The 12,553-nt window shown below is 69.2% G+C and carries 10 protein-coding genes; 9 read left to right on the top strand and 1 reads right to left on the bottom strand.

Going from position 1 to position 12,553, the window contains the following annotated elements; genetic code table 11:
* Positions 1 to 30 precede the first annotated feature (30 nt).
* The 9 genes from ABZX02_RS25600 (at position 31) to ABZX02_RS25560 (ending at position 11,715) form a co-directional block, all read left to right on the top strand.
* A complete protein-coding gene (locus ABZX02_RS25600; RefSeq protein ID WP_355301362.1) occupies positions 31 to 1,989 on the top strand; it encodes a hypothetical protein in 1,959 nt (652 codons plus the stop codon).
* Positions 1,990 to 2,015: 26 nt separating this feature from the next.
* On the top strand, positions 2,016 to 2,963 hold the full coding sequence (locus tag ABZX02_RS25595; RefSeq protein WP_355301360.1) for a sugar ABC transporter permease: 948 nt from the start codon (positions 2,016 to 2,018) through the stop codon (positions 2,961 to 2,963).
* A 9-nt stretch (positions 2,964 to 2,972) separates the two neighbouring features.
* Positions 2,973 to 3,854, top strand: coding sequence for a carbohydrate ABC transporter permease (locus ABZX02_RS25590; protein WP_355301358.1), 882 nt, complete (start codon positions 2,973 to 2,975; stop codon positions 3,852 to 3,854).
* Positions 3,851 to 6,010, top strand: a complete 2,160-nt coding sequence (locus tag ABZX02_RS25585; protein WP_355301356.1) for a glycoside hydrolase N-terminal domain-containing protein — start codon at positions 3,851 to 3,853, stop codon at positions 6,008 to 6,010. The genes ABZX02_RS25590 and ABZX02_RS25585 overlap by 4 nt, the downstream gene beginning before the upstream one ends.
* Positions 6,004 to 6,912: an acetylxylan esterase gene (locus tag ABZX02_RS25580; protein ID WP_355301354.1), complete on the top strand. Its 909-nt coding sequence runs from the start codon at positions 6,004 to 6,006 to the stop codon at positions 6,910 to 6,912. Before ABZX02_RS25585 ends, ABZX02_RS25580 begins: the two co-directional genes overlap by 7 nt.
* Positions 6,909 to 8,255 carry a sugar ABC transporter substrate-binding protein gene (locus ABZX02_RS25575; RefSeq protein ID WP_355301352.1) on the top strand — a complete coding sequence of 449 codons (1,347 nt, stop codon included), beginning with the start codon at positions 6,909 to 6,911 and terminating at the stop codon, positions 8,253 to 8,255. Before ABZX02_RS25580 ends, ABZX02_RS25575 begins: the two co-directional genes overlap by 4 nt.
* A 41-nt stretch (positions 8,256 to 8,296) precedes the next feature.
* Entirely contained in the window at positions 8,297 to 8,926 is a 630-nt protein-coding gene (locus ABZX02_RS25570; protein WP_355301350.1) for a GntR family transcriptional regulator, read from the top strand.
* A gap of 542 nt (positions 8,927 to 9,468) precedes the next feature.
* Positions 9,469 to 10,326 carry a hypothetical protein gene (locus tag ABZX02_RS25565; RefSeq protein ID WP_355301348.1) on the top strand — a complete coding sequence of 286 codons (858 nt, stop codon included), beginning with the start codon at positions 9,469 to 9,471 and terminating at the stop codon, positions 10,324 to 10,326.
* Positions 10,327 to 10,506: 180 nt separating this feature from the next.
* Positions 10,507 to 11,715 carry an MFS transporter gene (locus ABZX02_RS25560; protein WP_355301346.1) on the top strand — a complete coding sequence of 403 codons (1,209 nt, stop codon included), beginning with the start codon at positions 10,507 to 10,509 and terminating at the stop codon, positions 11,713 to 11,715.
* On the opposite strand, the gene ABZX02_RS25555 is transcribed toward ABZX02_RS25560, so the two are convergent.
* Positions 11,699 to 12,544: an XRE family transcriptional regulator gene (locus ABZX02_RS25555; protein ID WP_355301344.1), complete on the bottom strand. Its 846-nt coding sequence runs from the start codon at positions 12,542 to 12,544 to the stop codon at positions 11,699 to 11,701. The two genes, ABZX02_RS25560 and ABZX02_RS25555, sit on opposite strands and share 17 nt — an antisense overlap.
* Between the last annotated feature and the right edge of the window lie 9 nt (positions 12,545 to 12,553).

The raw sequence follows: 12,553 nt of genomic DNA, 5'->3' as shown, positions 1-12,553 counted from the left end.
AACACCGCCGGACAATCAAAGGGAGTGGTCTTGAGAGCGTTAGGTGTCGTTGCCGGCCTGCTCGCGTCGCTGATCGCGGTTCCAGCGGCCCAGGCCCAAGCACCCGCAGCACAGCAGCAGACCGCCGCGAAGGCGGAGAAGCCCTACATGGGCTGGAGCAGCTGGACGTTGCAGGCGACCAACTACCCCGGGGTCAACCCGGACGGTCCCGCGAGCTGGCTGAACGAGAAGAACGTGCTGGCCCAGGCCGACGTGCTCGCGGCGCGGTTCAAGAAGGCGGGCTACGACCACGTCAACGTCGACGCGGGCTGGCTCGGCTCGTTCGACGAGTACGGGCGTCCGGTCGTGGACGCGAAGAAGTTCCCGCGCGGCTTCAAGTGGCTCGGCGACTACATCCACGGCAAGGGCCTGAAGTTCGGCTCGTACCTCGCGGTGGGCCTCGACCCCAAGGCGTACAACGACGGCAAGACGCCGATCTTCAACGCTCCCGGCTGCACCACCAAGGACGTCGTCTACCCGGACCTGCGCAAGACCAACGGGTGGGACTCGTCGTACAAGATGGACTTCGCGAACCCGTGCTCGCAGAAGTACATCGACTCGCTCGCGCAGACCCTCGCGGGCTGGGGCGTCGACTTCCTCAAGCTCGACGGCGTCGGTCCCGGCAGCTTCCGCGGCGGTGAGCGCTACGACAACACCACCGACGTGAAGGCGTGGAACTCCGCGCTCAAGAGCACCGGCCGTCCCATCGAGTTCCTCATCTCGTGGGCGCTGAGCCACCGCTACGCCGACGTGTGGAAGGCCAACACCAACGGCTGGCGCGTCGACACCGACGTCGAGTGCTACTGCGACACGCTGGTCACCTGGAACAACTCGGTGAAGCAGCGCTGGAACGACGTCGTGCAGTGGATCGACGACGCGGGTCCCGGGCACTGGAACAACCTCGACAGCGTCGCGGTCGGCAACGGCCGGATGGACGGCCTGACCGAGGCCGAGCGGCAGAGCTACATGACGCTGTGGTCGATCTCGTCCTCGCCGCTCTACATCGGTGACGACCTCACCAAGATCGACGACTACGGCTACCGGTTGTTGACCAACAACGAGGTCATCGCGATCAACCAGGCGGGCGTCCCGGCCCGTCCGGTCGACCAGTTCACCGACCAGCAGGTCTGGTACGCGCGCAACAAGGACGGCAGCTACACCGTGGCGCTGTTCAACCTCGGCTCCCGGCCCGCGTCCGTCACCGCGGACTTCGCGAAGCTCGGCATCCAGGGCGGTGCCAAGGTCCGCGACGTGTGGGCGCGCAAGGACGTCGGCCAGCGCTCCGGCTCCATCACGGAAGACCTGCCGGTGCACGGCTCGAAGCTCTTCACGATCACGCCGCGCGGCTCGGTCGCCCCGGCGAACGTGCAGGGCACCGCGGCCACGCCGACCAGCGTCTCGCTGCAGTGGTACGGCAAGACCGGCGTCCGTTACGACGTCTACCAGGGCAACCGGAAGGTCGCCACGACCACGGACACCAAGGCGACCGTCAGTGGCCTCACCCCGGCGACGGCCTACGAGTTCACCGTCGTGCAGAACGGCGCCCGCTCGAAGCCGGTCAGCTTCGTGACGCCGCAGGAGACCGTGACGTACGAGGCGGAGAAGGGCAGCCCTGGTGGCGGCGCGACCGTCTACGGCTGCGCGTGCTCGGGCGGCAGCAAGGTCGGCTACATCGGCGGTAGCGGCACCCTCACGATGCCGACCATCGTCGCGCCGCGCGAGGGCACGTACCTCGTCGAGCTGGCCTACATCTCCGCCGACGCCAGCAGGACCGGCATCGTCACGGTGAACGGCACCAGCTTCAAGCTGCCCGTCGCCGGCTCCAACGACGACGACTGGAACACCCCGCAGAAGGTGACCGTGCCCGTCTACCTGTTGAAGGGCAACAACACCATCCGCATCGGCAACCCGGACGACTCCGTGTTCGACGTCGACAGCATCCGCATCTAGGACCAGGAGGTGCCGTGGTGACAACCGTGCAAGACACAAGCGCCCAGGTCGTGCGTGGACCTGCCACCACGGCGCCTCCGCCCCGCCCACGCCGGGGACCCGCCTCCCGCCGCAACGACACCTGGATCGCGTGGCTCCTCGTCGCCCCCGCGCTGCTCGGGTTCGGCACGTTCTTCGCCTACCCGATGCTGCGGGGTGTCTACCTCAGCTTCACCGAGTTCCACATCCTCAGCCCACCGGTCTGGACGGGCCTCGAGAACATCCGGGAACTGTTCGGCGACACCAGGTTCTGGCACTCGCTCGGCGTCACGGTCTACTTCGTCGCGCTGTCGGTGGTGCTGGGCATCGGCGTCTCGCTGCTCACCGCCGTCGTGTTGCACCGACTGGGGGTCGGCACGACGGTGCGCGGGCTGATGATCCTGCCGTTCCTCATCTCCGGCGTCGTCACGGCGCTGGTGTGGACGTGGATGCTCGACCCGCAGCTCGGCATCGTGAACCAGCTGGTCACCTGGGTCACCGGCGAGCCGATCATGTTCTTCGCGTCGAACGACTGGGCGGTGCCCACGCTGGCCGCGCTGAACGTGTGGAAGACCACGGGCTACAACGCGGTCCTCATCTTCGCGGGCCTGCAGACCATCCCCGCGACGATCTACGAGGCCGGGCGGATCGACGGCGCGTCGGAGTGGCAGATGTTCCGCTCGCTCACGCTGCCGTTGCTGCGGCCGATCCTGGTGATGGTCGTGATCCTGAACGTGATCGGCTCCACCCAGATCTTCGACATCGTCCAGGTCAGCACCAAGGGCGGTCCGGCGGACGCGTCGCTGGTGCTGCAGATGTACATCTACGACAAGGCTTTCGGCCAGTTCGACTTCGGCTACGCCGCGACCATGTCGCTCGCCCTGTTCCTGCTGCTCGTCGCGGTCACCTTCACGCAGCTGCGGATGGCCAGGGCGAGCGAGTCCGACACGAACTAAGGAGGCTCGGTGAACCTCTCGATGAAGCTCGGCAGGGGCGTCGCCTGGGGCTACCTGGTCGTCGTCCTGCTGATCACGATCTTCCCGTTCTACTGGATGCTGCGCACCGCGCTGTCCAACAACTTCGCGATGTCGACCGACCCGTCGTCGCTGCTGCCGGTGCACTTCACGTGGGGTCCGTTCCAGCGCGCGCTCGGCCTCGCGACCCCTGCCGAGGCGGCAGCGGAAGGAGGGTCGGGCGCCAGCATCGATCTTGCTTTGGCGCTGTGGAACTCCGTTGTGTACGCGGGGGTCCTGACGATCCTCACGGTCGGGCTTTCGGCGCTCGCCGCCTACGCGTTCGCCCGGTTGCGGTGGAAGGGACGCGACGTCGTCTTCGGCGTGCTGCTGACCGCGTTGATGGTGCCTTCGGTGTTCACGTTGCTGCCGAACTTCGTGCTGATGAAGGACCTGGGACTGCTCAACACGTTCGGCGGCATGATCCTCCCGCAGGCCCTGTTCTCCGCGTTCAACATCTTCTTCCTGCGGCAGTTCATGCTCGGGCTCTCGCACGAGATCGAGGAAGCGGCGATCATCGACGGCGCCGGGCCGTTGCGGGTGTGCTTCCGGATCGTGTTGCCGATGAGCATCGCGCCGATGGCGACGCTGACGCTGCTGCAGTTCATCACCACCTGGAACGACTACTTCTGGCCGTTGCTCGTCACCAACGACGAGTCGGTCCGCCCGCTCACCCTCGCGCTCGCGGTGTTCAAGCAGTCCTCACCGCAGGCGTCGCTGGACTGGGCCGGGCTGATGGCGGCGACGCTGGTCGCGGCGCTGCCCATGCTGCTGCTGTTCGTGGTCTTCGGACGGCGGCTCGTCAACTCCATCGGCTTCACGGGGATCAAGTGAGACTGCACTGGCCGTCTGCAGCGGCGGAGTGGACCGAGGCGCTGCCCGTGGGCAACGGACGTCTCGGCGCGATGGTGTTCGGCGGGACCGGGCGGTCCCGCGTGCAGGTCAACGACGCGACGGTGTGGTCGGGCACGGCGGATGGACCGGCGGCCGCGCTGGCGGACGTGCTGGCCTCCGGCGCCGGTCCGCAGCGGCTCGCGCAGGTGCGGGAGGCGGTCTTCGGCGGCGACCTCGGACGCGCCACCGAGCTGCTGATGTCGTTCGAGGGCCCGTACAGCCAGACGTTCCTGCCGTACGTCGACCTGTGGATCACGCTGCCGGACGGCGAGTCGCACGGCCGCACGCTCGACCTGGCCACGGGTGTGGTCACCGAGCGGATGACGATCGCCGGCACAGAGGTCGTGCGGCGGGTCTGGGCCTCGGAAACCGCTCTGTGCGTGGAGATCACCGGCGCGGTGCCCGTCGCGGTCGAGATCTCCACGCCGTTGCGGGAGGTCTCGCGCGACGGCCTGGACCTAGTCGTCGAGATCCCGGTGGACTCGGCACCCCGGCACGAACCGCAGGTCGACGCGCCCGTCTACGGCGACGGCGAACGGGGAACCGTGACGGTGAAGGTGACCGAGGGCGAGCGCTGGCTGCTCACGCTCACCAGCAGCACCACCACCGAGTCGCGGTGGACCGGCAGGCGGCACGGCAACCACATGACGCTGATGGACGCCTGCGACGTGCGGTTCGGGGACGTGCCCGAGCTCGTCGACGTACCGGAGCTGCTGACCGGCAAGGACGAGGAGCTCATCGCGTCCGTGCTGTTCGCGTACGGCCGCTACCTGCTGGTGTCGTCGTCGCGGCCCGGCACGCCGCCCGCGAACCTCCAGGGCATCTGGAACGGCGAGCTGCGCCCGGCCTGGTCCTCCAACTACACGATCAACATCAACACCCAGATGAACTACTGGGCGGCCGAGGTGACCGGTCTCGCCGAGTGCCACGACCCGTTGCTGGAGCTGCTGGAGAAGCTCGCGGTGACGGGCACGGAAGTGGCCCGCGAGCTGTACGGGGCGCGCGGCTGGGTGGCGCACCACAACACCGACGCCTGGGGCTGGTCCTTGCCGGTCGGCCTGGGCCACGGCGCGCCGTCGTGGGCGATCTGGCAGATGGGCGGCGCCTGGCTCGTCCAGCACGCCTGGGACCACTACGACTTCGCCCGCACCTGGTCCACTTTGGAGCGTGCCTGGCCGCTGCTGCGCGGCTGCGCGGAGTTCTGCCTCGACTGGCTCGTCGAGGGTCCCGACGGCCACCTCGACACGTGCCCGTCCACGTCGCCGGAGAACTGGTTCCTCGACGAGGACGGCACACCGCAGGCCCTGACGTGGTCCGCGACGATGGACGTGGTGCTGGTCCGCGCCGTGTTCGAACGGACCCTGGCGCTCGCACTGGCGTCCGGCCGGGCCGACCCGCTGCTCGCCGAGATCTCGGCCGCGCTGCCCCGCCTGCGGCCCGTGCCGGTGGTCGACGGGCGGCTGGGGGAGTGGGTCGCCGACTTCCCCGAGGAGGACCCGGCGCACCGCCACCTGTCGCACCTGGTGGCGGTCCACCCGCTCGGCCAGATCGTCGCGGACACGCCGCTCGGGGACGCCGCTGCGGCGTCGCTGGACCGGCGCGGCAACGGCGCGATGGGCTGGTCGTGGGCCTGGAAGATGGCGCTGCGGGCCCGGCTCGGCGACGGCGAGACCGTGCGGTCGCTGCTGTCCGAGGCCTCGCAGCCCTTCACCGGCGACCGGCACCGCGACGCGCCGTTCGACGGCTCGGAGTGGGGCGGCCTGCTGCCGAACCTCTTCAGCACCCACCCACCGTTCCAGATCGACGGCAACTACGGCTTCACCGCCGCGCTGGCGGAGGTCGTTGTGCAGAGCCACGCCGGCGTGGTCGACGTGCTGCCCGCGCTCCCGCCCGGCTGGACGAGTGGCTCGGCGCGCGGCCTGCGCTGCCGCGGCGGGCTCTCCGTCGACGTCACCTGGCTCGACGGCGACGTGGTGGCGCGGGTGCGGCGGGTGTCCGGGGACGCCTCGGAGGTCGTGCCGGTGCGCATCGGTGGCGAGGTCACCGAGGTCGTCGTGAGTGATGTCGTCGAGGTGCGCGGGAGGATCCCTTGCTGACCGATCTGGACCTGGAAGCGCTGTGGCGGTACCGCAGCACCTATTCGAAGCCGGCCGACTTCGACTCGTTCTGGGACGCGACCCTGGCCGAGGCCCGGTCGTTCGCCCTGGACGTCGAGGCGGTGCCGGTCGACACACCGTTGCGCACGCTCGACGTGCACGACGTGTCGTTCGCGGGCTTCGGCGGCGACCGGATCCGCGCGTGGCTGCGCACCCCGCGCGGCGCCTCGGGCCTGCCCGCCGTCGTGCAGTACCACGGCTACGGCGGCAACCGCGGCAGCGCGGTCGAGAACCTGACGTGGGCCAGCGCCGGGTTCGCGCACCTGCAGGTCGAGGTGCGCGACCAGCGCGGCGGCACCGGGTTCATGACCCGCGGCATCGCCGACCCCGCCACCTACTTCTACCGGCGGGTGTACGTGGACGCGGTGCGCGCGGTGGAAGCCGTGCGCGCCTTGGGTTCCGCCGACGTAGCGGTGATCGGCAACAGCCAGGGCGGCGGCGTCGCGCTGGCGGTGGCGGGCCTGGTCCCGGACCTGGCCGCCGTGCACGCGCAGGCCCCGTTCCTCTGCGACTTCCGCCGCGCCCTGAACGTCTGCGGCCGTCCGCCGTTCACCGAGCTCACCACCTACCTCGCCGAGAACCGGCGAGCCGACGTCTTCCCGGCACTGTCCTACTTCGACGGTGTGGGGTTCGCAGGTCGCGCCATGGCACCCGCGTGGTTCTCGATCGGCCTGATGGACGACATCGTGCCGCCGTCCACGGTGTTCGGCGCCTACCACGCCTACGCCGGCCCCAAGGAGATCAGCGTCTGGCAGCACAGCGCCCACGAGGCGGGTGGCTCCGACGACCTCGACATCGCACTCGACGCCTTCCGTTCCCGTCTCTTCCAGGAGAAGCCATGAAATTCGCCGCCGCTGCCCTCGCCGCAGCAACAGCCCTGGTGGTCGCCGGCTGCGGGAGCTCCGACGCGGGCTCTGGCAGCAACACCGTGAACTGGTGGACGTGGGACGACAAGCAGGCGGTCGCCTACGGCGAGTGCGAGAAGGCGTTCGAGGCCGCCAACCCCGGCACCGACGTGAAGATCACCCGCTACAACGTCGACGACTACTTCACCAAGCTCACCGCCGGTTTCGTGGCGGGCACCGCCCCGGACGCGTTCCAGAACTCCGTGCAGTTCCTGCAGGCCTACGCCTCCCAGCACCAGCTGATGCTGCTCGACGACCTCATCACGAAGTCCTCGCTGGACATGAAGAAGTACTCGGTCGGCGTCGACACCTGGAAGTTCACCGACGGCAAGCAGTACGCCCTCCCGCTCGACTGGGCCGCCTCCGCCCTCTACTACAACGCCGACATGCTGGCGAAGGCCGGCGTCGCCGAGGCCGACGTCCAGAAGCTCACCTGGAACCCCGACGACGGCGGCACGTTCGACAAGGTCGTCGCCCGCCTGACGATCGACAAGAACGGAAAGCACGGCGACGAACCGGGCTTCGACAAGACCCAGATCGCCACCTACGGCATCGGCGCCATGGCGGGCCGCAGCTTCATCGGCGAGACGAGCTGGGCGCCGTTCGTCAACACCCTGGGCTGGCGCATGGGCGACAAGGACCAGTGGCCCACGAAGTTCAACTACACCGACCCGCGCTTCACCAAGACGATGAAGTGGGTCCTGTCCCTCACAGACCGCGGCTTCTCCCCGAAGCTCGGCACGTTCACCACCGGCAACCAGTCCACGATCTCCGACGTCGACCTGATCGGCTCCGGCAAGGTCGCCATGACCATGGGCGGCTCCTGGTCCGCGGGCGGCTTCGGCAAGATCCCGGGCGTGCGGGTGGGCATCGCCCCGACGGTCCTCGGCCCGGACGGCAAGCGCTCCGTGCTTTCCAACTCGAACGGCAACAACATCTGGGCGGGCACCAAGAGCCCGGACCTGACCTGGAAGTGGGTCAGCTACATGGGCGGCGAGGAGTGCCAGACCAAGGCGGGCGCCACCGGCACGTTCTTCCCGTCGATTCCCGCCGCCATGGACAGCACGGTGACGTCCATGAAGTCCCAGGGCGTCGACCTCACCGTCTTCAACCAGTACGTGAAGGACGACGTCCTCTTCCCGTCGACCGCCTACGCCAACGGCTCCGCGATCCAGTCCGCCGAACAGCCCCTCTTCGAGGCGTACTTCGCGGGCCAGCGCTCCGACGACGTGTTCCCCGAGATGGAACGCGTCTCGCAGGAGATACTGGCCAAGAACTAGACGGGAGCACAGGAGTGGTGTTGCGGGTACCGACGAGGCGCGTGCTGGCGGATGACGTCTACGAGCAGATCCGCGCCCTGATCATGAGCGACGGCATGAAGCCGGGCGCGAGGGTCAACATCGACGAACTGGCACGACAGCTCGACGTCTCCCCGACACCGGTCCGCGAAGCCCTGGCACGCCTGGAATCCGAAGAACTGGTCAGCAGGCTCCCGTTGCGCGGCTACAGCGTGACGGACCTGCTGAACCGCAAACAGGTGGCCGATCTCTACGCCCTCCGCCTCCTCCTCGAACCCCCGTCCGCGGCCCTGGCCGCCACCAACATGACCCCGGAGTTCGTCCAGCAGATCGAGGACGAACTGTCCACCTGCCCGGCGGCCCCGGCCGACGACGCGTACGACGACTACAAGAACCTCACCGCCCACGACCAGCGCCTGCACGAACTCATCCTCCGCATCGCGGGCAACGACGCGGTACTCCAATCCTTCTCGAAAACGCACTGCCACCTGCACCTCTTCCGCCTGAACTTCCAACAACCGTTCGGCGTGCAGACCATCACCGAACACAGAGCCATCGTGGACGCCCTCATAGCCGGAAACCCAGCAGCGGCAAGCGAAGCAATGACAGCACACCTGGAAATCGCACGCTCAAGACTGCTGGACCGCATGTAGAGCAAGCAACGCCGAAGGCGAGCGCCACCCCGCTCCAACGCCTCAACGCAATGCCGAAGGCGAGGCGTACCTACCTCTGCCGCCCTCGTCAGCGGTAACGGTGACGTCCGGTGTCAACGCAACCACGCACGATTGGCGATTGGGGCTTGACTTTGGGTGCGAGACGCTACCCTCGCACGGATCGGCCGGGCTCTTTTCAGCCCGGCTTTTGAAAGGCCGACCAGCGTCTCGCAAGGGCCCCGAAGTCAAGCCCCAATCGCTATCGTCGCGCAGCGGCGATGAAATGACCCGGCTCGTGATGGTCTGCGCAACCACGACGCAAAGGTGACAGGCCGCAAAGGCAGGCGCCCACCCTCGCAAGGTGACAGGACGCAAGGCACTCGACCACCCCGCTGGAACGCAATGCGGCAACGCAAGCCGACCCCAGGTCAAAGGCGCCCAGCACCTTAAAAGCATTTAAAACCAAACATGGTCTGAACCTCGTCCGTGACCTCCCCGTAGTCATCGGTACAACCCCCGATCGACCCCCGAGGAGACACAGAATGGGCGCTCGACACCGCAAGCCCGCCATGATCGGCGCGGGCGCCGTGCTGGCGGTCGCTGCTGTCGCCGGTGGCATCTTCGCCTTCAGCGGCACCAACTCGAACGCGGCTGAGGACTGCGGCGGCCTGGACACCGCCCTGCAGAACAACCTGAACTTCATCGCGGGCCAGCAGGCCAACCCCGACGCCCAGTCGGACGCGCGCATCCAGAACCGCCAGCAGGTGGTCAACCTCATCAACCAGCGGCGCGCGGCGGCCGGGTGCGGCAACAACGTCCAGGCCAAGCCCGAAGCGGGCCAGGCCGCGACGTCCGGTGAGGACTGCGGCGGCCTGGACAAGGCGCTGCAGAACAACCTGACGTTCATCGCGGGCCAGAAGTCCAACCCGGACGCGCAGTCCGAGGCGCGCATCGCGAACCGCCAGGCCGTGGTCGACCTCATCCAGCAGCGGCGCAAGGCGGCGGGCTGCCAGGGTGACGGTGGCGCGGCGAACGCGGGCAACAACGCGGGCAACCAGGGCAACGCGGGCCAGGGCAACAACAACCAGGCCCAGCCGCCCGCCGCCCAGCCGCCCGCGGCCCAGCCTCCGGCGAACGACGGCGGCGCCACGGGCCAGCAGGTCTGCAACGGCTCCACCGTCACGCTCTCCGGTGAGGGCGGCGCCCCCGCGGCCTCCAGCGGCACGTTCCCGATCGGCACCACCCTCAAGGTCACGAACCTGGACAACAACAAGTCCACGACCGTCAAGGTGGCGTCGGTGTCCGGCAGTTGCGCGCTGCTGAACAACGCGGCCTTCGAACAGGTCCGCGAGCCCGGCAAGTTCCTCATTCGCAACGCGCGGATCGAGAAGATCGGCTGATCTGTCCACAACAGACAGCACGGTGGACGGGTGTTCCCGGCAAGGCGCGGGGGAACACCCGTCTGCCGTGCTGCCTGCGAAGGCACGGGGACGCACCCGTCTGCCGCGTTGTTGCGCCGTCGCGGGGAATAGCCGTGCGGAGGTGGTCAGCCACCCGTCACGGATGAGATCTTGGACGTCGTGACGGAGAAGGCAACGGCACCATCTGTCCTGCGGAACACGGCATTCCTGCGTCTGTGGACCGGTACGACCGCGTCGGGGTTCGCGATGTGGGCCCTTCCGTTCGTGCTCGGCCTGGCGGTGCTCGAGAGGTCCATCACCGCCGTCGAGCTCGGTGTCGTCCTTGCCGCCAGAACCGCGGGGTTCCTGGTGGCGGTGCCCGTGGCCGGCGTGCTCGCCGACCGCCACGCCCGGCGCAGGGTCGTGTTCTGGTCGTGCCTCGTCGGCGCCGTCATGACGCCGGTGATCGCGCTCGGCATGGGGAAGTCGTTGCTGCTCATGGCTGTCGCGGCGGCGGTCGTCGGCGCGGGCCAGGGTGGCTGCCGGCCCGCGTTCCAGGCGCTGGTGGCCGAGGTGGTGCCGGAGTCCGGGCGGCAGCAGGCCAACGCGCTGACCACGCTCTCCCTGCGGGTGACCACGCTGGTGGCGCCGAGCGTCACCGCCCTCGCCGCTCTCGTGACGAACGCCGGGACGCTGCTGGTCGTCACCGCCGCGCTCTGGCTGATCGCCGCACTGGTGCCGCCCCGGGGCAACCCGGCGCCGGCCCGCGCCGGCGAGCGCGCGGGGTTCGCGGCGGAGTTCGCCGAGGGGCTGCACGAGGCCCGCCGCCACCCCTGGCTGGTCGCCGGGCTCGGCGCGCTGACCACGATGGTCGCCCTGGGGTACTCCGCGACGGCCGTGCTGCTGCCGGTGGTGAGCCGCGACCGCTACGACACCGAGGCGGTGCTGGCGGCCGCCACGACCGCCTACACCGCCGGCGCGCTGGTGGGCGCCGCGCTGATGGCCCGCTGGCGTCCCCGCACGCCGGGCTGGGTCGCGCTGGCCGGCATGGCCGTCTACAGCCTGGTGCCGCTCGCGCTGCTGCTGCCGGTGCACCCCGTCGTGCTGATCGCCGTGTACGTGCTGGGCGGCGCCGGGATGGAGCTCTTCAACGTCCCGTGGTTCACGGCGGTCCAGCGGGAGGTCGAGCCGGGCAAGCTCGCGCGCGTCTCCTCGCTCGACTTCCTGCTGTCGTTCGGCCTCGCACCGGTCGGGCTCGCCTTCATCGCCCCGGCGGTCGAGCAGTTCGGCAGCGGGGTGGTGCTGGGCGCCTGCGCCCTCGCGTGCCTCGCCGCACCGGCGGCCGCCGCGCTGGTGCCGTCCTCGAAGGGGTTCACCAGGTCCAGCTGAAGCCGCGCGCCCCCGGCCGCACGTCCAGGGCCACGTCCAGCAGCGTGCGTGCGGGTGAGACGGGGGAGCCGTCCGCGAGCTGCACCACCGCGCCGGGCACGTCGCCCTCGAACGTCACCTCCAGCACGTACTCCCGCGTCGGCAGCCGGAACTTGCGCTCGTAGTTCGTCGCGAGTGGACACGGGTCCTGGTTGACGAGCTCGTGCTCGATCACGACGCTCTCGCCCTTGAGCAGCGGCCGTTCGAACAGCAGCTCGGCGACCAGCAGCCCGTCCTCCGGCTCGGTCACCACGCGGCCCACCGAGCAGTTCTTCAGGGCGTTGACCTGCGGCAACGGGCGGTCGTGGGTGTCGATGTGCATGATCACGACCCACCGGTCGGGTCCGTTCATCGACGCCGACAGCACCTGCCGCGACCGGAACGCCCGCTCGGTGCGGTCCGCCCCGATCGTCACGAAGTCCTGCTGGCTCACCCTGAGCAGCTGGTCGTCCCACTGCGTGTCGAGACCGAGCAGCGCGTGCTCGACGGGCGAGGGGGAGGGCCAGAACGCGGACATCGGCGCGGGAGCGTGCCGCAGCCAGCGGCCGCGCGGACGGGGCGGTCCCAGCAGCTCCGAGAGGTGGCCGGGCGGCACCCGCAGGATGTGTTCCAAGTGGACGACGGCCTGCAGCGACTTCTGCCGCTCCGGGCGGCTGCGGCCCGTCTGCCAGTAGCTCAGCGTCGCCATCGACACCGAGACGCCGTTCTGGGACAGGTGTTCGCGCAGGCGCTCCAGACCGAGACCGCGATTCGTGATCGCCGTCCGGAGAGCCTGCGCGAACTCGTCCACGCTGGTCAC

Source organism: Lentzea sp. NPDC003310 (genome assembly GCF_040610935.1).
In the GTDB taxonomy this organism is placed as follows: Bacteria; Actinomycetota; Actinomycetes; order Mycobacteriales; family Pseudonocardiaceae; genus Lentzea.
The sequence above is the reverse complement of the archived record's forward strand: the minus strand, read 5'-3'. Positions and strand labels throughout refer to the sequence as shown.

Coding starts and splice junctions, on each gene's coding strand:
- ABZX02_RS25575 (WP_355301352.1), top strand. CDS start 6,909: ATGAAATTCGCCGCCGCTGCCCTCGCCGCAGCAACAGCCCTGGTGGTC.
- ABZX02_RS25565 (WP_355301348.1), top strand. CDS start 9,469: ATGGGCGCTCGACACCGCAAGCCCGCCATGATCGGCGCGGGCGCCGTG.